This window comes from Fictibacillus iocasae (assembly GCF_042665465.1).
GTDB classification, from domain to species: Bacteria; Bacillota; Bacilli; order Bacillales; family Fictibacillaceae; genus Fictibacillus; species Fictibacillus iocasae.
Genome location: NZ_JBHTCP010000039.1, coordinates 1 through 20,194, shown reverse-complemented (window position 1 = coordinate 20,194; position 20,194 = coordinate 1). Strand labels below are relative to the sequence as shown.

Sequence of the window (20,194 nt, the reverse complement as noted above, 5' to 3'; positions counted from 1 at the left end):
TTGCTTTTTTCACCAGGAATTCTTATAATATAGAAGGATATAGAAAACAGTCCGAATTGATAGGGCTGTTTTTCTAGTTATAGATAGAAAGACTTGTGTTAAAGCTTTTAAAAAGTCATGAATTCAGGTGAAAAAGGATGAAACGTGCACGACTCATTTACAATCCAACATCAGGAAGAGAAACGATAAAGAAACAGCTTCCCTATATATTAGACCGGCTCGAGAACGCCGGTTATGAAACATCATGCCATGCGACTACCCCTATGCCAAACTGCGCACAGAACGCAGCAAAGCTTGCGGGCGAGAGAGGCTTTGACCTTGTCATTGCAGCTGGCGGCGACGGGACGATTTATGAAGTCGTCAATGGGCTCGCAGGACTCGAGAACCGCCCGAAGCTTGGCATTATACCGGTCGGGACGACGAACGATTTCGCCCGTGCCGTAGGCGTGCCGCGCACGATCGACGGCGCATGTGACGTGCTTTGCGACGGCATCGAGATGCCAGTCGATATCGGAAAAGTGAACGACCGCTATTTCATCAACATCGCAGGTGCTGGCCGTATGACCGAGCTCACCTATGAAGTGCCAAGCCGGCTGAAGACGATGATCGGCCAGCTCGCGTATTTCCTTAAAGGGATTGAGATGCTGCCGTCCATCAAGCCGACATACGTCGAGATCGAATACGATGAGCAGAAGTTTGAAGGCGAGGTCATGCTGTTCCTCGTGGCGAACACGAACTCTGTCGGAGGCTTTGAAAAGCTCGCGCCAGCGTCCGAGTTTCACGACGGCATGTTCGACCTGATCATATTAAAGAAAACGAGCCTCGCCGAGTTCGTCCGCATCGCGACACTTGCGATCCGCGGCGAACACATTCACGACGAGCACGTGATCTACACGAAAGCAAAGCGCGTTAAAGTGACACCGCGCGAGAAGATGCAAATCAACCTCGACGGCGAGCTAGGCGGCGTCCTGCCAGGCGAATTCGTCAACCTGCACCACCACTTCACGATGCTCGTTCCTAAAGAGCGATTGAAGATTTAATACCACTTCTTTGTAAAAAACCACCTCGTAATAGGTGGTTTTTCTAAGTATTGGGGGGATGAATATGAAGCCAAGACCTTATGGAGAGCAATGGAGAGGCTTGAAAGGGTATAGAGTCGTTGAAGGGGCGGACGAGTATGCTCATGTTTTTGGCGGTGAGGATGGCGATGTTCCTATTTGTAAGCTTTGCGGCACGAAGATGCATCAAATCATTTGTTTTGACCTGAAGGACCCAAGGCTTTCCGAATTAAAAACGGAGGGATTGAGCAGGCTGCCGTTCGTTTCCTGTCTGAACTGTGCGATGGTGTGGGAGCCTCAATATTTTCAATTAAGCAACGAAGGACGAGCGTTGCACGTTTTGAGACAAGACAATACAGAGAACTGGACGGAGGATGATGAAGACCGGCTGCTTGTCCCTCTTCCGAAAACACGTTTGAAATTAGTAGAGATGAAGATTGATGACATACCGCTGGATGAAGCGCATTACGACACCGCCTACGATTTATTTGGCACAGAGTACATATGCCGATTGCTGGGTGCCCCACTGTATAATGACGTCCCTCAGAATTTAGCGTGCCCGAAATGCAAAGGGGACATGATGTATGTGGGAGCACTGACGGAAGACCTTGGTGAACCGGATCTTATCTCAGTAACTTCTTTCTTGTTCGGTGAGATGGTCCTTTACTTTTATTTATGTCAAAATTGTCTTGTCTTGAAAACGGAGATTCAAGGGACATAACGAAAAGGAGAACACGACCAGATAGCCTTGGTCGTGTTTATTTTCACAAGACATTCAGCAATAACACTGCTCCAATTCCTGCAAACAGTAATCCGAACAAAACGTAGCCAATGACTTGAACCGTCATGGGAAGTCCGCCCACACGACGAAAAGCCTCCCGATTTAGCGGCGCATTGCCTTCAGCCCGCTGCAAATCCTCGATAGGCGAGTAAACGGCACCGTCATCTCTTTCATTTTGCGTATTAGAAATCTGCGTACGGTGTTTGTCCATCCTCCATCACTCTCCATCAAAAAATTCTACATGCGCCTTGTCTTCCCGGTAATAATCCAGCCTATCCTGCAGCGTGCCTGTATGAAACTCGAACTTATGGCCATCTGGATCGGTGAAGTAGAGTGATTTCTTATCTTTTTCATCTCTTTCGCGTCCAGGGAGGATGTTCACGCCTAAATGGTGCAGCTTTTTCTGTAGCTGCTCCAGCTCGTGCTCTTCCACTGAAAAAGCGATATGCGTGTACGACTAATGAATCTCATTACGCAGGATATCCCTCTCCGTGTTCAACGCCAGCCACAAGCCATGACAATCAAAATAAGCCGTGCTGCGTCCCTTCATCAACAGCTTCGCACTAAACACATCTTGATAAAACTGTATCGCCCGATCCAAATCTGAAACCGAAAACAGCAGATGATTGATCGAGAAACGAGACAACAACATCACCTCATTTAAGCTTCGCCGTAATATGCTGCAAAATACAAAAATCCATATTTCCTAACAAGGAAGTTTCTTCATTCACCCTCCGTCGCTTCTTCAATTGGAGGCTTGGTTAGAGTGTATGCTGTGGCATCCAGCTCAGCAAACTTCTTTTTATCCATGTTATTGTGATAGTTGTCTTCAACAAACTCTGTAAGAATGGAGGATTTTGGATATCCGAGAAAAAAGACATGTGTTCTCAAGGCCATACTTGGTGAGGAATGGAGCAGCAAGTATAACTTTTAGCTTCAAGTCACCACTTCCCATTCAATAAAGTTAAAACCCGAAAATCAATTAGTCATCATATTATTCAGTACTTCATTAATATACGATATCTGAACGCCGACCTCTTCTATTTCTGAGACGAGCTGCACGGAATTCCATGCCAAAACAGATAAACTAACTGCCATGATGACGAGACATGCAACCTTTATGTATTCAAGGAGGTCTTTATTCATTCGCGTTCTCCTTTCAAAGGAACTGAAAATAACCTCTCACTCACATGACCTTCATCATTCACTTCCATTTTCTCTACACAAATCTCTGTCAATCTTCCGTTCATTGCTTGGAAATGCTCGCTGCAGTAACGAAGAGTATCCACTAACTGCCCGTTATTCAGCTCCATCGCAAGTGTGCAGTGCGGCACCCACCTGCCAGGCAGGTAGAGCTCGTGCGCATGCTCGTTATACGATCCCAATGCTTGATAATAATTCTGGTGCAGTGTAAAAAGGTCTTTTGTCATCCTCGGCGGGGTGAAGACAACAGAGGAAGAGGAAAAAAACGAAATTGTCTCAAAGTTTACATTGAATGAACGCAGTCCACCCGCAAACGTCTGAAATGCGTCCACAAACTCTTCTGCCGGCAATGCAGCATCATACACGCCTAATGTAAGATGCGGCCGCAACCCTTTTATATCCGCCATGTTTGGCGTAATCCTTTCACTTTTCAAGCCGTCCCATATCATCCGGATACCGTGCTCCAGCTTCTCGTCAAAAAACAGTTCAACCGCGTACATCATACACACTCACTTTCTGTTCTTGAAGTTATTCCAACTAGTTTCGATGCAGAACATGAAATCCCTTCCTCTATTTGGACACCCTCGCCACATATGCTACAATCAGAAAAGCAAACCAAAAGGAACGATGTATGATGACACAGGCAAACGCGCCTCTAAATAAAAACGATATCATTGAAGTGGATGTGGTCGACCTTACCCATGACGGAGCAGGAGTGGCGAAGGTGGATGGCTTTCCGCTGTTCATCCCGAACACATTGCCCGGGGAACGCGCCGAGATTAAAGTGATCGGTGTGAAGAAAGGCTACGGATTCGGCCGCCTGCTGGACCTGATCGAACCAAGCCCAGATCGAATTGAACCGCCATGCCCGATCTATAAAATGTGCGGCGGATGCCAGCTGCAGCACCTCTCATACGAAGGCCAGCTGGAATATAAGCGCAAGCAGGTGGAAGAGGTTCTCACGCGAATCGGCAAAATTGAAAATGTACCCGTATTGCCGACACTCGGCATGGGCGACGAGCCGTGGCGCTACCGTAACAAAGCGCAGGTGCCGGTGGGCGCGCGCGAAGGCCGCCTGATCACAGGCTTTTACCAAAAACGCAGCCACGAAATCGTCGAGATGGACAGCTGCATCATAACGGGCGATACGAGCGACGATGCCGTGCAGGCTGTGAAAGAAGTGCTGAACACCTACAGCATCACGCCATACAACGAGCAGAACCATAAAGGATTGCTGCGCCATATCGTTGCCCGATACGGCCGCACGACAGGCGATCTGATGATTGTTCTCGTCACAAACGGCAAAGAGCTACCGCATAAAAACAAGATCGTTGAAGACATTCAAAAAGCATTGCCAAACGTAAAATCCATCGTGCAGAACATTAACAAAAAACGCACGAACGTCATCTTTGGCGAAGAAACAAAACTTCTCTGGGGCGCCGAGTACATTTACGATTTTATCGGCGACATCCAGTTCGCCATCTCGGCACGGTCGTTCTACCAGATCAATCCGCCACAGACAAAAGTGCTGTACGAAAAAGCGCTAGAGTACGCGAACTTGACTGGCGATGAAACGGTCATAGACGCCTATTGCGGCATCGGAACGATCTCACTCTTCCTCGCGCAAAAAGCGAAAAAAGTGTACGGCGTTGAAATCGTGCCAGAAGCGATTGAAGACGCGAAACGAAACGCCGAGCTCAACGGCATCACAAACGCCGAATTCGCCGTCGGAAAATCCGAAGACATCATCCCAGCATGGAAAAAAGAAGGCATCACCCCAGACGTCATCGTCGTCGACCCGCCGCGAAAAGGCTGCGACGAAGAACTGCTCAAAACAATCATCGAGATGAAGCCGAAGCGTGTGGTGTATGTGAGCTGCAACCCAGCCACACTCGCGCGTGATCTTCGAGTGCTGGAGGATGGCGGATTCAAGACGGTTGAGGTACAGCCGGTGGATATGTTTCCGCAGACGACGCATGTGGAGTGTGTATCACAGTTAGTTCTAAAGTAAATTTGCCATCATGGTTTTTAAAAGAAGGAGCAGGTCACCGATAATAAGGGGACCTGCTCCTATTTGTTTGGACTTACCACATCGATTCCATTCTTAATCCCTAGCTACTCGTGCTGAGAACCCTTTAAACAAGCGGAATTGTTAAAACCTGGAGGCGAGAAAAGTATAGTTTTTAAAAAGGCGATATGCTAGAATCATGGTTGGAATGATAATAATTATCAGTGAGAGATTTTTCATCTATTTTCTTATATTTACTTATTTCAATTAAAATGATTTTTTTTACTTTATAAATCGAGCTGAGGCTTGAATCGCCGCAGCGACCGTCATTACCGAGAGGATGCTATTCATGAGAAATATTGATAAATATAGAAATGCTTTTATAAATGCGTTGGATTTGGAGGAAGATGAGGCAGTTGAGAATTTAGTTCTTGGCGAATCGGCAGAGTGGGATTCTATTGGGCATATGGGCCTTATTTCTGAGGTGGAGGATGCTTTTGATGTCTCATTAGATTCCGAATGGATGACCGAATTTAATTCCTACAAGGCAGGAATTGAGTTGTTGGAACGTTTGGGAGTGGACTTTAGTAATGAATAGCTTCAAAGAAATGGAGCAGTTCGGGGACCGTACCGCTGTGTATGCTGACAGAGCGTATTCATACTCTGAAATGCTAGAACTGTCTGATACGATATGCAGTAATGTGGGTGAACGAACGCTCGTTTTTTGTTTATGTTCCAATAATAAAGAGTCGTTATTCGGCTACGTGGGCTTTATTCGAGGCGGCGTTGTTCCGGTTCTTTTGGATGCCTCACTCCACATCGATCGGCTGCGCAGATTAATTAACCTTTATAAGCCTGCCTATATCTGGGCGAGCAGCGACCATCAAGACCTCTCACAAAGTATGGAATCTTCATTTGTTTATGGAGATTACACACTATTTGAATGTCCGACACAGGTCCAGCATGATCTTCATGAGAATCTGGCACTCCTTTTAACGACCTCTGGAAGTACGGGGAGTCCTAAATTCGTTCGTTTAAGCTATGAAAATATTTTTACAAACGCTGACTCCATCGCGCAGTATCTTAACATCGATGCAGACGATAAACCGATCACAACCCTTCCGATGAATTACTCGTATGGCCTTTCGATCATTAACAGCCATTTGATATGCGGCGCTACCATCGTTATGACGGAATCATCGATACTAAAAAAAGAGTTTTGGGATCTATGTAAGGAGCAGCAAGTCACCACGTTTGGCGGCGTTCCTTTTGTGTATGAAATGCTGGATCGGCTGAAGTTTGAAACGTTGCATCTTCCAAGCTTAAAAAAACTGACCCAGGCAGGCGGGAAATTAAGCGAAAGTTTAGCGCGCAAATTTGCTGCATTATGTCATCAGAAAGGTATTCAGTTTTATACGATGTATGGCCAAACGGAAGCGACGGCGCGGATCAGCTACTTGCCATATGAAGATAACATGAGAAAAGCGGGAAGTATTGGGATTGCCATTCCGGGTGGAGAACTGGTTCTTCAAGATGACAACGGTAACAGAATCACTGAGCCTCTTATGACAGGCGAATTGATCTACAAAGGGCCAAATGTTTCGTTAGGGTATGCGGAATCATTATTCGATCTTTCGAAAAACGATGAGAATAACGGTGTTTTGCATACAGGAGATATGGCGTACGTTGATGAGGAAGGGTATTTTTTCATAACCGGCCGCATCAAACGAATGATTAAAATGTATGGCAACCGTATCAGCCTGGATGATGTCGAAGCCTTTTTGCATGAACATGGTCACGATTGTATTTGTGCTGGAAATGATGATCAAATGGTGATTTATACGTTAAAAGAAGATTATGTTCAGATCAAGAAAATCATCAAAGAAAAATTAAAGCTAAAAAGCTTTAAGGTGATGAGAATTAAGGAAATTCCGCGCAATCACTTCGGGAAAATCCTCTATTCTGATTTGCCTAAGCATGGATAATGATCAGGTGATGAAATGACTTTTATTTCGATCGAGTTTCTTTTATTTCTCGTCGCAACCGTTTGTTTGAATTATTTACTTCCCCATCGATTCAGATGGGTTCTTTTATTGTTTGCGAGCTATGTTTTTTACGCAAGCTTAAGTATGCAGTTTATGCTATTGCTGCTAATTAGCACAGCCTTTACGTATTTTGCGGGGATAGTGATTGAAAAACAAGAGACCAAAAAGCAGAGAAAAAAAGTGATGCTCGTTGGTATTTCCATCCTTTTGTTTTTACTCGGCTGGTTTAAATATTTTAACTTTGTGAATGACTCGCTTCGGTCGGTAGCCACATTCCTGGAATGGGAATACACCATACCGTACCAAGAGATTGTTCTGCCATTGGCCATTTCGTTTTATACCTTTCAGGCGGTCAGTTATCTTGTGGATATTTATTATCGAAAGCAAAAAGCGGAAAGACATTACGGTTATTTCTCGGTCTATTTTGCCTTTTTCCCACAATTGGTTGCGGGGCCCATTGAACGTGCCAAAAAGTTACTTCCACAATTAAAGGTAGAACAGCGATTAACTCAAGAAAATCTAATTTATGGGATGCAGCGAATTGCATGGGGTTTCTTTAAGAAGACGTTGATTGCCGATCGATTAGCTCCAATCGTGGCCAGTGTTTACGATAGTCCGAACCCAACTGGTTCACAAATTGTACTCGCTACGATTTTGTTCTCCATTCAATTGTTCGCTGATTTTTCAGCATGCAGTGATATTGCGATCGGAAGCGCAAGAATGCTCGGAATCAAGCTGACAGAAAACTTTAAGCAGCCGCACTTTGCCGTTTCCATTGCTGATTTTTGGAGCAGATGGCACATCACGCTCTCCACGTGGCTTCGAGATTATATCTTTTTCCCATTATGTAAGGGCAAAAAGAAAAGAAGTCAAATCTATTTAGGAATTGTGATGACATTTTTAGTCAGCGGCATTTGGCACGGAGCGGCTTGGACGTTTGTACTATGGGGTCTCATACACGGGTTTTATCGCGTGTTTGGAGATGCAACAAAATCGCACCGTGAAAAAATGGCGTCTTTTGTACGATTAGATAGAATTCCAGTGTTTCATGTATGGATGAAGATCGCCATCACCTTCCTGCTCGTTTGCTTTTCAAGAGTGTTTTTCCGGTCGAATACGGTGGCAGACGCATTTGAAAATGCACAGCTCTTTTTATCACTCCGTTCATGGAGCCCTTGGGGACTTTTGAAAGCATTCGAGATTTTCCCGTTACTGGATCTACTGATTTTCATGTTCTTCTTTATCATCTTCCAGCTATTTCAGTATATCGAGCGTAACAAGGTTTCAACATGGAAGGTTGTATCGAAGCAATCCATGGTTACGAGAATGGCGTTTTATATTTTCCTACTATTTTCCGTTCTTGTTTTCGGAGTGTCGGGAAATGGATTTGTTTATGGTGGTTTTTAAGGTGAAAGAAACACGGTGTTGAAAGGAATCGCTATGAGAACATTATTCTTCAAGTTAGTACTTATATTGGGTGTTGTGATCTTGCTGTTTATGCCAGTCAATTATTTTGTGAAGATATCTTATGATTACAATATTGACCATGAGATACTGGCGTTTAAGAATGATCCCCATCCGGTTGATATCATCAATTTAGGTGCATCTCATTCTATGTACGGCTATTATTTCAAGCCTACTGGGTTGTCGCATCTGGACTTAGCGCTTCCTTCTCAAACCGTTCAATACGACTATAAATTGTTGAAGAAGTATGGCAAGCACCTTAAACCAAATGGTGTCGTTCTCGTCTCCATTTCTCAAATCACGTTTTCCAATTATGAAGCGAAGAACATCGGCAATTATTATCGAATAGTAGATCGTTCTGAGCTTGAACCGTTTGATGTGGTTGATTATTACAGCTATCTGTACTTGCCAGGGACAAATAGCGGGGTTCTGACATCTGCGATCGCAGGTAGATTGAAGAACTTGAGATGGGATGCTCATCACCCATGGGCAGATAACGGAAGAAATTATTCAGAAAGAAAATTTAAGAAAATAGAGAAACAGTACGAAGAAGCCGTGGAAAACCAATATGTTGAACGAAATGCAAAGCATTTAAAAGAGCTGATAGATCTTTGTGACGAGAGAGGCTACCAAGTCGTATTGACCATGGAGCCCATGCATCAGTCTTATCTAGACTATTTCGATGAAAAAGTAATGAATCGACTCGTCTTTCAGCATTTAGAAGCTCTAGATTTAGACGTCCCACTCTTAAATTATAGTCATGATCCACGATTCGTACATAAACAAAAATACTTTATCGACCCCGATCATTTAAACAAAGAGGGAAGAAAGAAGTTTTCTTGGATTGTGTATGAGGAATTGAAGAGAATGGGGTATTTAAACTCAACTAGCAAGAAGTGATTCTTAGATGGTAGCAAATAAAAAATGGCTCGCTATTTCTAAGGAAATAAGAAGCGAGCTGATCCAAAATGTTTATTGTACGCATTGTGTTGATGTAGTAGCCATCGAGAATTTTACGATTAATGAAGATAAATTTGGGCTTGTGTTAGAAGGCAAGTGCGAGAAGTGCGGGAATGAAGTGGCAAGAGTGATTGAAGAGGAGTGAGCCTATTAGGACTCACTCTTTTTTTCTTTTATAAGAAGATAACACAAACTCAATCTGCTCTATAACAAATCCCATGTGCTTGTTGTCTCGGGTTAACCGGCTTGTCATAACCCCGCCTTCTAGAGATGATACGATGAATGATGAGAGTGCTTCTGTTTGGAGATCTGAAGAAAACTCCCCTACGGCCTTTCCCGCGTCCAGTATGCTTTGAATAAACGATGTGAATTGACCATGCGCAGACTCCGCTTTTTTTCTAAGTGGAAGATAGCCGTCATCCGCATCAACCGCTGTGTTGAGCAACGGACAGCCGCCTTCAATCGGCAAATTGTACACCGGATCTTCGTACACCGCACATATGGCCATGATCTTATGAAGTGCCGTCTCGCCTTTTTCCGCTGCTCTCACAATATGCTCTGTCATCACCTTGTGAGCATAATCAAACGCTTCGAGCGCAATTTCGTCTTTCCCCGCAAAAGTCCGATAGACGCCACCTTTCGTTAACCCCGTAACGTCGATGATGTCTTGTATAGAAGAGCCGGCATATCCTTTTGTGTTAAAAAGTCCGGCTGATTTTTCAATAATATGCTGACGCGTTTTCTCGCCCTTGCGCATGAAAGCAGCCTCCTCAAGAAATTAAATTATCTTAATGTTAGCACAAAATGGTAATTCTTGATATGATAAAAATACCGAACCGTTCGGTATTTTTTTCTAAAGGGGATGTGTCGCTTATGAATACCGTGAAAATAGTCCGTATTCCCATCTTGCCGCTTCACATGGTAAACGCGCATTTGATTCTTGGACCAGATGGGGCGATTTTGGTTGATGCCGGAATTCCGGGATCGGAGAGGAAAATAGGCAGAGCTTTAGCGCAAGAAAAGCTGACATTCAAGGACATTAAGCTCATCATCATCACCCATGCCCATGTCGATCATGCCGGCAGTGCGGCAAGATTGCGCGAACTGACCGGCGCTCCCATTCTCGCCCATGAAAGTGATGCTAAGCATTACAGCCGGGAAGAAAAGATGACGTTCTGCCCGACTGGGCGGTTGGCACGGCTGTTCTACAAAACCGGATTCATCTCTCAGCACTACGAAGGGTTTACACCAGATATCGTGATTTCGCAAAACCAAACGTTTGATTTGCAGCGTTTCGGGGTGCCTGGCTCAGTTACCCATACACCCGGACATACATCTGGCTCCGTATCGGTCGAACTGGATTCAAAAGATGCGATGGTCGGTGACCTGTTAGCCTCAGGCATACTGCTTGGCGGAATCATGAGGAAAAAACATGCCATACGCCCTCCGTTTGAAGATGATCCGTATGAGGTAGCACAACAGTTATTGCGGTTAATCTCGGCTGGGAATCAAACTTTTCATGTGGGACATGGTGCGCCGTTAGGGGTAAATGAGGTGCTTCGCCATGCGGAGTATTTGGAGCGGTTGTCGGTTGTTTGATGTGAAGAGGCGGCGTGCAAAGAACGGGTTATCTCTGCAAACAAGCGTGTCGAAAAATAAATAAAAAATCGCAGTGCAAATAAATTTTTGTACCTGCAAATAAATGCCTCGGATTTGCAAATAAACGAGCAAGATTCGCAAAAAAACTTCTCAGATTCACAAATAAATTCCTGCCACTATGCATGAAGCCTGAATAAAGAGGGAGATTCCCATAAATTATCATCCTCCACCGTTTGAAAATCAGTCCCAAAACATGTTATAAGTGTAAAAGAATAATTAATTTAAACGTTAATGTAGGACTTATAGATTGTGAGAGGATTGAGTAACATGAGCAATAATTTTTGGCGTGAGCTGCCGCGTCCGTTTTTCGTATTGGCACCAATGGAGGATGTGACGGATGTGGTGTTTCGTCACGTGGTGAGTGCAGCCGGACGTCCGGACGTATTTTTCACAGAGTTCACCAACTCGGACAGCTACTGTCATCCGGACGGAATTAAAAGTGTCCGCGGCCGTCTGACGTTTACAGAAGATGAGCAGCCGATGGTGGCGCATATTTGGGGCGACAAGCCGGAGTATTTCCGTCAGATGAGCATCGGCATGGCCGAGATGGGCTTCAAAGGAATCGATATTAACATGGGCTGCCCTGTGCCGAATGTGGCGCAGAGAGGGAAAGGAAGCGGGTTGATTCTGCTTCCGGATCTTGCGGCAGAACTGATCCAAGCCGCAAAAGCAGGTGGACTGCCGGTCAGCGTGAAAACACGTCTTGGCTTCAGAGAGGTCAATGAGTGGGAAGCGTGGCTGACGCATATTTTGAAACAGGATATCGCGAACCTTTCCATTCATTTGCGTACAAGAGACGAAATGAGCCTTGTGCCCGCGCACTGGGAGCTCATTCCCGAAATCAAAGCACTGCGCGACCGTATCGCCCCCGATACGATGCTCACCATCAACGGCGACATCCCGGACCGCCAAAAAGGGTTGGAGCTTGCCGAGCAATACGGCATCGACGGCATCATGATCGGCCGAGGAATTTTCAAGAACCCATTCGCCTTTGAAAAAGAGCCGAGAGAGCATAGCAGTAGAGAACACCTGGATTTACTTCGCCTACAACTCGATTTGCAGGATCAATACGCAGAACAAGTGCCGCGATCCATCACAGGTCTTCATCGCTTTTTTAAGATTTATGTAAAGGGATTCCCAGGCGCGGCTGAGCTTCGTAATCAGCTGATGAGTACGAAGTCTACGGATGAAGTCCGGGATTTGCTTGATCAGTTTGAACTACCATCATGGTAAAGGTAACTAAATATGAAGGTTAGAGCATGAATCCTACAGCAGGATTCATGCTCTTTTTAGTGGAATAAACTTAATGTAAATGTCATCAGAACTCATCCAATTGTGATGAGTCTCTCTCATTATGATCGAACACGTATTTAACATCATGATATTGGAGGCAAATCATGAAACAAGCGATATACCCAAACGTTTGGAACATAGATGGACTATTTAGAAATGGTTTTCTTGTTCACGTCGACCAGATCAAAGAATTAATGAACGACTTTGAATCCTCTATTCATTTCTTCACAAAATCAAACGTACACGAGCTATTGGATGATATCGGAAATATTCGTATTCACTTATCACAGGCTAATTCATATTTAACCTGTCTTCTTGCGGAAAATTCGAAGAATCAGGATGCGGCTGCGTGGCGCGGGAAAGTGACACAACAGGAAACGCGCTACGAAAATGCATTATCTAAAGTGAAGAGAATGCTTGCCCATATGGAGCAGTCGGAATGGGACAGCATGCTTGAATCTGAAGATCTAGCAGAGTATCGCTATATCCTCCATCTTTGGCGGGATGATGCTAATCATTCTGCTTCCGATGAACATCAGCAGCTGATCGCGGATTTAAGTGCGGATGGGTTTCATGCTTGGGGTCATTTTTATCAGACACTTATGACCCGTATTACCATAGAGGTTCAGATTGATGGAGTACACCAAAATGTTTCGGTGGGTCAGGCGTTAAACTTGCGGTCTCACCCAGATGAAGACGTTCGGAGAGGTGCTCATTACGCGTTAGAGAATGCGATGAAAGAGAAAGAAGAGCTGTTTGCCAGTATCATGAATCATATAGCCGGTTTCCGTCTAAACGTGTACAAGCAATACGGCAAGGACAGTGTGTTAGCAGAAGCGACTAAAGAAAACCGAATGAGTGAAGAAACGCTTCATACGATGTGGTCCGTCATTAGTAAGTACAAGCATCACTTCTCTTCCTACTTGAATGTCAAAGCGGAAATCCTCGGCGGCTCAAAAATGAAGGCATACAATTTCTGGGCCCCTGTTCTGAAGAATAGTCCAAGTATCACTTATGATGAGGCGGTCGAACTCGTTCTTAAACATTTCAGCGAGTTTGGAAAAGAGCTCGAGGAATTCGCCCGGCAAGCGTTCCATGCCAGCTGGGTAGAAGCTGAAAACCGTCCGAATAAATCTGCCGCTGCGTTTTGCGCGGGCTTCCCGCTCTCCAAAGAATCGAGAGTGTTCATGACGTTTGGCGGCACATTCATGAGTGTGCTAACTCTCGTACATGAGTTGGGCCATGCGTTCCACAACTATGCGATGAAAAATGTGAATGGAATGAACCGGTATTATCCGCTAAGCATAGCGGAAACGGCTTCTACCTTTGCCGAAATGATCATCTTTGACGCCGCGCTGAAAAAAGCAGCATCCAAAGAGGAACAATTATTTATTTTGGACGAAAAGATCAAGCGCAGTGTGATGAACTTTATGAACATTTACTCTCGTTTTTTGTTCGAGCAGCGATTTTATGAAGAACGAAAAGAAGGAATAGTCTCGTCCAAACGTTTAGTAGAATTGATGGATCAAGCTACGATTGATGCCTATGGAGGATCGCTGGAAGAGTTCTCCCACTATTCTTGGGCATGGACACCGCATTATTACATAACAAAATCACCCTTTTACAATTTCCCATACACGTTCGGTTACTTATTCGCGCTAGGCATCTATGCAAAGGCAAAGGAAACCGGCAAAGAGTTTGAGAAAGACTATATTCGTTTGCTAAGCGATTCTGGAAGGATGAGTGCGGAAGACTTAGTCATGAAGCATTTAGGTGAAGACATTAACGTTGAGGAATTCTGGATAAAAGGCATGGAACTGTGCGCGAGGGATGTGGAGGAGTTTGTGAAGCTTGTGAATCAGAGACTAGGGCGATGAAGCCGATCGCTAAGAAAATCAACAACATGCTGAGCGATGATGTTGTGGCGGTGATTTTGTCTAGAACGGAAATTGCTCAGAAATATGCGATGAATGATTTTATACACATGGTGGGTATTTGCTAAATGCCGAAACATGTGAAGACTGTTGAAATATCACGGGAAATAGGTCCTGTAGAATTGAAGAAAAACAAGTTTTTAATCGCAGCTGACAGAGTTTTAAGGGCATTCGATAAAGATAGGATTGGGTACAAGCGAAATTAAGGTAGGTGATAATGACTGTTTAAAACGGAGTCAGCAGGGGAAACCCTACAGATTCCGTTTTAAATTTCTCCAAATAATCCTGAACCACTGACTTTTCCCCTTGCTTCTAATCAAACCTGTTCCTTTATGCTGAAAGGCTTTTGTTTCAAAAAAATGCAATAGAGTGATATAAGGCAAGCTTATCGTGAGTATCAATAGAAATGGGAGGTTCTAGTCAGAGTGGAGGGATAGTATGTCATCTAAACGCGGGAACAAGGAAAAACAGAATAAGAATCCGTTGTTTACAGATACTCCGAAAGACAATGGTGAGTCTGTAAATGAAAACAAGTACATTGTAAACGGAGGCGGTATTCCGCTAATTCAGGAAGGAAGGCTGATTGATCGTCCAGATACGGCAGAGGAAGGCAGTTTGTTCCTGGATATCAATAGGCAGATTTTTTATCGTTACAATGGCCGCTTTTGGATACCTTTAATACCAGATTATATAAAAAAGCAATTGCAAAAAATGAAAGAATTTAAGAAAGAAAAGGATTGTAGCATCATTAACTGTCTTCCTTGTCCGCCAGGTCCCCCAGGTCCACCTGGGCCTCCGGGACCGTCAGGATCTGCAGGTGCAACCGGCGCAACCGGAGCAACAGGTGCATCAGGTGCAACCGGCGCCACGGGTCCAACCGGTCCATCAGGAGGTCCGCCGGGTCCCACTGGAGCCACGGGAGCGACAGGTCCAACGGGTCCAACTGGTCCATCAGGAGGTCCGCCTGGTCCGACGGGAGCGACAGGTCCAACGGGTCCCACCGGTCCATCGGGAGGTCCGCCCGGTCCAACGGGAGCGACAGGTCCAACGGGTCCCACAGGTCCAACCGGTCCATCAGGAGCAACGGGCGCAACTGGACAAATTGGTCCAACCGGCCCATCAGGAGGTCCGCCTGGTCCGACGGGAGCGACAGGTCCAACGGGTCCAACCGGTCCGTCAGGAGGTCCGCCTGGCCCTACGGGAGCGACAGGTCCAACGGGTCCAACCGGTCCTGCAGGAGGTCCGACCGGTCCAACGGGAGCGACAGGCCCAACCGGTCCAACGGGTCCCACAGGTCCGACCGGCCCGACGGGAGCGACAGGTCAAATCGGTCCAACCGGTCCATCGGGAGGCCCGCCTGGTCCAACAGGGGCGACCGGTCCAACGGGTCCAACTGGCCCGACCGGTCCAACAGGAGCAACAGGAGCAACGGGTGCGACGGGTCCCGTTCAGACCACATCAACAAAGGCTATCTTATTTAGCGGGGCTAACGCAGGTTTTCAAAGGATTGCCGGTTCACCGGGAGCTTTATCCAATGCCATTCCTTATGTTGTTGCTGGAACAACAGGATCTGTGGTAGGTTTTTCTGCATCAATTAACATTAATAATTTAAGCCCGGGATCATATGATTTCCAAATTTGTTTTGATGTAATCAATAATGCGGCGGCACCGCTTGTAGGAAATATTATTGCGACCATTACTCTCACAACAACCGCAAATATTACAGGTACCATTATATTCTCCAGCAGAACAATTGACGCTGGACCTCAGCCGGTCTTTGTTTCCGATGGCACACCTTATGTGGCAGCACCAGCTACCGTGACATGGACCAGCAATATTCCTGGAACACCAGTCATAAGAAACGATGCAATCTCTCTCTTTGTTGATCCACCTGTCACGTCAAATGCGATTTACTCTGTCTTTCTTGACACCGCTATTTAAGGTGACACACGTTTTGCGATTAGCTGATCTTTTTAATAGATCAGCTAATTCTTATCGCTAAAGGAGGACGACTCATGACAACCATCAGTCTTTGCATGATCGTGAGAAATGAAGAAAATCATATTGGGAAATGCTTGGAGTCTGTTTGCGACATTGTGGACGAGATCATCATCATTGATACAGGGTCAAAGGATAGAACGAAAGACATTGCCCGAAATTATACAAATCAAGTTGTTGATTTTCAGTGGATTGACGATTTTTCAGCCGCTCGGAATTTTTCTTTTGCTCATGCCACGAAAGACTATATTCTATGGCTGGATGCCGATGATGTCCTTCTTGAAGAGGACCGCAACAAGCTAAAGAAACTAAAAAGCGAACTGCAGGATACCATCGATTCTGTCACGATGGTGTACTATTATGCGTTTGATGATCATCATAATGTAACCACCAGTTTTAGAAGAAATCGTTTAGTGAAACGAGCACGTAAATTTAAATGGATCGGTGCTGTTCATGAATATTTGGCAGTCGATGGAACGATTATTAATGCCGATCTTGCCGTTACACATACGCGTGTGCATTCCCATTCAACTCGAAATTTATCCATATTTGAGAAGCGGTTAGAAAATAATGAAGTGTTTACGCCGCGTGACATGTATTATTATGCCAATGAATTAAATGACCACCAGTTTAATGAGAAAGCAGCAGTGTATTATGAGAAATATCTCTCGCTGCAGCAAGTGTGGAAAGAAGACGCGATTTCAGCGTGTGATAAATTATGTGATGTGTATATTCGTCTTGGTGATAATACGAAAGCACTTTACTATGCGTTTAAGTCGTTTGACTATGATAGCCCGAGGCCTGAACTGTGCTGTAAGATTGGCTATTTCTTTTTAGCAGATTCACAGTATCAACAAGCTGCTTTCTGGTATGAGAGGGCTTTGAAAATCAAATGTGTAAATGAAAACTGGGGCTTCACGAACCAAGCCTGTTCGACATGGCTGCCTCATTTGCAATTATGCATTTGTTATTATCACCTTGGAGACTATGAGAAGTCCTATGAACATAATGAAGCGGCGGCCCAATACCGCCCTGAGGATGTGCATGTCTTGCATAACCGTGATCTCCTGCAAGGGATATTAAAAAACAGAGAAAAGGCTGTGAGTGTGTGAAGATGAATATGGTTCATGTTGCTCCAGATTATTATCCTGTTCCTCCGCTTCAATACGGCGGAATTGAACGCATGATTGCGGATTTAATTGAAGAAAGCGTGAGTAGAGGTCATAACGTATACTTGTTTGCTAAAGAAGGCAGTGAAACAAGTGCCCATTTAATAGCCTACCCTCAAGACATGACAAGCCCAGAGATGCTTTCACAGTTTGTGCTGCAGAACTTGCCTGAGGATGTGGACATCATTCATGACCATACACATGCTTCCGTGATGGGAACGTTAAAGTTGTCCATCCCTACGGTCTGTACAATACATGACAGCCGTCATAATGAAGTCGACGATCCTGTTTATGTGAGTCAGCGAGCGCTAGAGTTTGTCGGAAGAAATAAGGGTCACTATATCTATAACGGCATCAATATGGAGCATTATCCGCTATGTGAAGAAAAGGAAGACTACTTATTGTTTCTTGGTGTCATGAATTGGCATAAGGGCGTCCATCATGCTTTAGATATCGCACAGCAAACGAAAAAGAAAATGATTATGGCAGGTCCTGTTTTTGACCAAGAGTATTATAAAACGGCAGTGGAACCAAGAATAGCGGAGCTTAAAAATGTTGAATACATTGGAGAAGTTGGAGGAGAACAACGGATCACCCTTCTGCAAGGAGCATCGTGTTTAGTGTTTCCAACATCGTGGGAAGAGCCATTCGGCCTTGTGATGATTGAAGCGATGGCGTGCGGTACACCAGTCGTGGCACTGAATAATGGTGCCGTAAGCGAAGTGTTGAAGTCATTTCCAGACTGTATTTGCACGTATACGGAAGAAATGATTCAAAGGCTAGACCAGCCATTTGCTCCTCCCGCTTTGTTAAGACAATACGTAACCGATCATTTTACCGTTAAGCACATGACAAATGCTTATATTAGCCTGTACGAACAGGTAATAAATGAATACAAAAGCAAAGACGTCAATCAAGACGTTCCATCATTTATGGAAATGTACGAAATAGCTAGCCACTTTAAAGAAAAGGAAAGGTATAGCGAAGCACTCGCATTTTACGAGATGATCTTAGAAGCCGACCATGCATCACATGAGGAGAAGATTGCCGTCTGTAATGAAGCGGCTGACTTGCATTTTAAGCAATCAAACGAGGAGCAGGAGAGACAGTGTTGTTATCAATCGTTTCAATATGACACTCCGCGTGCAGAAATCTGCTGCCGCCTTGGATTTCACTATATAAAGAAGCAAGAATATCAGCAAGCAATATTTTGGTACAAATTAGCCACGGATCTTACTAAACCTGAAACACCAGGAATGCTCTATTATGAAGCGTGCTGGACATGGCTGCCTCACATTCAGCTTTGTGTTTGTTATTATCAGCTCGGAAACTATGAATTGTCTTATTTTCATAATCAAGAAGCAGGCAAGTACGTGCCAGATGATACGAACTACCTGCAAAATAAGAAAATGCTAGAACAACTGCTTCATATTAACATAGAACAAACTGAATTGGTTCAAGATGTAATTGTATTAAATGAAGTGGGCGACCCTTTTAAAATGAAGCTGCAGACACCGGGATTTATTGAAGAAACCATTATCAAAGAAGGGCACTGGGAACCGTATCTTGTGACACAGCTGAGAAAATTTATTAGAGATGATAGCATTGTTTGTGATATAGGAGCTAATATAGGCTATCATTCTCTTCATCTAGCGAGCTTGTTTCCAAACGTGACATGTCTAAGCTTTGAACCTCATCCGTCCATTTACAAGCAGCTAACAACAAATATTGAACTTAACAAGTTTGCTAATATCAAGGCTTATCCTTTGGCTGTTGGAAACACAATCGGCACAACTGCCTTTTACATGCAAGACGAAAACAGCTATAACCGCGGCATGTCAGCTATGACCTACTACGATGGCATCGGAACACATTTTAGCAAAATTACTGTGGAAGTAACGTGTCTCGATGATGTGCTTGACGAGCATATGAAAGACAATGTCAGTATGATCAAAATTGATACACAAGGAAATGAATATCACGTTTTGCTTGGAGCACAAGAAACGATAAGACGGTCGAATCCAGTTATCGCGATTGAATTTCACAACAATGCAGTAAATACCCTTCAGGACATTCAGGAGCTGCTTCCTGGTTACCATGTATTTAAAGTGAATTTGTGGAACGGAAACGTTTGGAGTATGGATGAACAGCATACCGATGACCTTGATGATTATATTTATGTGCCAGACAGCTTGGCCAAAAGAATGATGAAAACAATCATGTAATGGGATGAAGAAGAGCAGCCAAGTTGGTGCTCTTTTTTATATAATTATTAAAGTTCTCGGTGGACAAAAAGGGACGAATCGTTATATCTCGAATAGGTAGTAGCATGGACTCGAAAAATTGATAGACGACAGGAGAGAAACTAAATGATTAAAGGTTTCGGCGGCGTATTCTGGAGAACAAAAAACCTAGAAGAAGTGAAAAAGTGGTACAGTGATGTGCTGCAGCTTGATTTTGAAAATTGGAATGGCACGATGATTCAATCGGAACCTGAAAGTGCGACGATTTTTTCATTTGTTTAGGAAATTATAAAAAACTAGACCTGTGGATAGTTGTTCGTTAAAATGTTCGTATCTTTTTCAGGAGTCTCGGTATGCGTATGGGTAAACAACGTAAAAG

General features: G+C 44.4%; 19 protein-coding genes and 2 pseudogenes. 16 read left to right on the top strand and 5 right to left on the bottom strand.

Annotation, left to right across the window (positions count from 1 at the left end; all coding sequences use genetic code 11):
- The first annotated feature begins 137 nt into the window (after nucleotides 1-137).
- Nucleotides 138-1,040 (top strand): diacylglycerol kinase, encoded by a 903-nt coding sequence (locus tag ACFQPF_RS12065; protein WP_379749962.1) that lies wholly within the window; start codon nucleotides 138-140, stop codon nucleotides 1,038-1,040.
- Nucleotides 1,041-1,104: 64 nt separating this feature from the next.
- A complete protein-coding gene (locus ACFQPF_RS12060; protein WP_379749960.1) occupies nucleotides 1,105-1,779 on the top strand; it encodes a hypothetical protein in 675 nt (224 codons plus the stop codon).
- A 43-nt stretch (nucleotides 1,780-1,822) separates the two neighbouring features.
- On the opposite strand, the gene ACFQPF_RS12055 is transcribed toward ACFQPF_RS12060, so the two are convergent.
- The 4 genes and pseudogenes from ACFQPF_RS12055 to ACFQPF_RS12040 form a co-directional block, all read right to left on the bottom strand.
- Entirely contained in the window at nucleotides 1,823-2,050 is a 228-nt protein-coding gene (locus ACFQPF_RS12055) for a hypothetical protein (RefSeq protein ID WP_379749958.1), read from the bottom strand.
- Nucleotides 2,051-2,056: 6 nt separating this feature from the next.
- Nucleotides 2,057-2,491, bottom strand: a pseudogene (gene fosB, locus ACFQPF_RS12050) (metallothiol transferase FosB).
- Nucleotides 2,492-2,817: 326 nt separating this feature from the next.
- Complete coding sequence (locus tag ACFQPF_RS12045) at nucleotides 2,818-2,985, bottom strand: hypothetical protein (protein WP_379749956.1); 168 nt, start codon at nucleotides 2,983-2,985, stop codon at nucleotides 2,818-2,820.
- Nucleotides 2,982-3,545, bottom strand: coding sequence for a 2'-5' RNA ligase family protein (locus ACFQPF_RS12040; protein WP_379749954.1), 564 nt, complete (start codon nucleotides 3,543-3,545; stop codon nucleotides 2,982-2,984). Before ACFQPF_RS12040 ends, ACFQPF_RS12045 begins: the two co-directional genes overlap by 4 nt.
- Nucleotides 3,546-3,676: 131 nt before the next feature.
- On the opposite strand from ACFQPF_RS12040, the gene rlmD reads away from it, so the two are divergent.
- The 6 genes from rlmD to ACFQPF_RS12010 all read left to right on the top strand — a co-directional run bounded on the left by rlmD (nucleotide 3,677) and on the right by ACFQPF_RS12010 (nucleotide 9,664).
- Nucleotides 3,677-5,053: a 23S rRNA (uracil(1939)-C(5))-methyltransferase RlmD gene (rlmD, locus tag ACFQPF_RS12035; RefSeq protein ID WP_379749990.1), complete on the top strand. Its 1,377-nt coding sequence runs from the start codon at nucleotides 3,677-3,679 to the stop codon at nucleotides 5,051-5,053.
- A gap of 346 nt (nucleotides 5,054-5,399) precedes the next feature.
- Nucleotides 5,400-5,648 (top strand): acyl carrier protein, encoded by a 249-nt coding sequence (locus tag ACFQPF_RS12030; RefSeq protein ID WP_379749952.1) that lies wholly within the window; start codon nucleotides 5,400-5,402, stop codon nucleotides 5,646-5,648.
- Nucleotides 5,641-7,035, top strand: coding sequence for an AMP-binding protein (locus ACFQPF_RS12025; RefSeq protein WP_379749950.1), 1,395 nt, complete (start codon nucleotides 5,641-5,643; stop codon nucleotides 7,033-7,035). Before ACFQPF_RS12030 ends, ACFQPF_RS12025 begins: the two co-directional genes overlap by 8 nt.
- Before the next feature lie 15 nt (nucleotides 7,036-7,050).
- The gene (locus ACFQPF_RS12020; protein WP_379749948.1) at nucleotides 7,051-8,502 is read left to right on the top strand and encodes an MBOAT family O-acyltransferase; all 1,452 of its coding nucleotides are present in this window, start codon (nucleotides 7,051-7,053) and stop codon (nucleotides 8,500-8,502) included.
- Between the two features lie 90 nt (nucleotides 8,503-8,592).
- Nucleotides 8,593-9,459, top strand: coding sequence for a hypothetical protein (locus tag ACFQPF_RS12015; protein WP_379749988.1), 867 nt, complete (start codon nucleotides 8,593-8,595; stop codon nucleotides 9,457-9,459).
- Between the two features lie 7 nt (nucleotides 9,460-9,466).
- Nucleotides 9,467-9,664, top strand: a complete 198-nt coding sequence (locus ACFQPF_RS12010; protein ID WP_379749946.1) for a hypothetical protein — start codon at nucleotides 9,467-9,469, stop codon at nucleotides 9,662-9,664.
- 12 nt (nucleotides 9,665-9,676) lie between these two features.
- On the opposite strand, the gene ACFQPF_RS12005 is transcribed toward ACFQPF_RS12010, so the two are convergent.
- Nucleotides 9,677-10,276 carry a TetR family transcriptional regulator C-terminal domain-containing protein gene (locus ACFQPF_RS12005; protein WP_379749944.1) on the bottom strand — a complete coding sequence of 200 codons (600 nt, stop codon included), beginning with the start codon at nucleotides 10,274-10,276 and terminating at the stop codon, nucleotides 9,677-9,679.
- Nucleotides 10,277-10,392: 116 nt separating this feature from the next.
- On the opposite strand from ACFQPF_RS12005, the gene ACFQPF_RS12000 reads away from it, so the two are divergent.
- From ACFQPF_RS12000 to ACFQPF_RS11965, 8 genes and pseudogenes are all read left to right on the top strand, one after another.
- Nucleotides 10,393-11,118 (top strand): MBL fold metallo-hydrolase, encoded by a 726-nt coding sequence (locus ACFQPF_RS12000; RefSeq protein WP_379749942.1) that lies wholly within the window; start codon nucleotides 10,393-10,395, stop codon nucleotides 11,116-11,118.
- Between the two features lie 327 nt (nucleotides 11,119-11,445).
- Complete coding sequence (locus ACFQPF_RS11995; RefSeq protein ID WP_379749940.1) at nucleotides 11,446-12,411, top strand: tRNA dihydrouridine synthase; 966 nt, start codon at nucleotides 11,446-11,448, stop codon at nucleotides 12,409-12,411.
- A gap of 164 nt (nucleotides 12,412-12,575) precedes the next feature.
- Nucleotides 12,576-14,348, top strand: coding sequence for a M3 family oligoendopeptidase (locus ACFQPF_RS11990; protein WP_379749938.1), 1,773 nt, complete (start codon nucleotides 12,576-12,578; stop codon nucleotides 14,346-14,348).
- Entirely contained in the window at nucleotides 14,345-14,473 is a 129-nt protein-coding gene (locus tag ACFQPF_RS11985) for a hypothetical protein (RefSeq protein ID WP_379749936.1), read from the top strand. The genes ACFQPF_RS11990 and ACFQPF_RS11985 overlap by 4 nt, the downstream gene beginning before the upstream one ends.
- A gap of 370 nt (nucleotides 14,474-14,843) precedes the next feature.
- Nucleotides 14,844-16,346 (top strand): collagen-like protein, encoded by a 1,503-nt coding sequence (locus ACFQPF_RS11980; protein WP_425589397.1) that lies wholly within the window; start codon nucleotides 14,844-14,846, stop codon nucleotides 16,344-16,346.
- Nucleotides 16,347-16,420: 74 nt separating this feature from the next.
- Complete coding sequence (locus tag ACFQPF_RS11975; protein ID WP_379749934.1) at nucleotides 16,421-17,515, top strand: glycosyltransferase; 1,095 nt, start codon at nucleotides 16,421-16,423, stop codon at nucleotides 17,513-17,515.
- Between the two features lie 2 nt (nucleotides 17,516-17,517).
- Nucleotides 17,518-19,797 carry an FkbM family methyltransferase gene (locus ACFQPF_RS11970; protein ID WP_379749984.1) on the top strand — a complete coding sequence of 760 codons (2,280 nt, stop codon included), beginning with the start codon at nucleotides 17,518-17,520 and terminating at the stop codon, nucleotides 19,795-19,797.
- A 144-nt stretch (nucleotides 19,798-19,941) separates the two neighbouring features.
- Nucleotides 19,942-20,091, top strand: a pseudogene (locus tag ACFQPF_RS11965) (VOC family protein); the annotation flags it as partial.
- Nucleotides 20,092-20,194 lie beyond the last annotated feature (103 nt).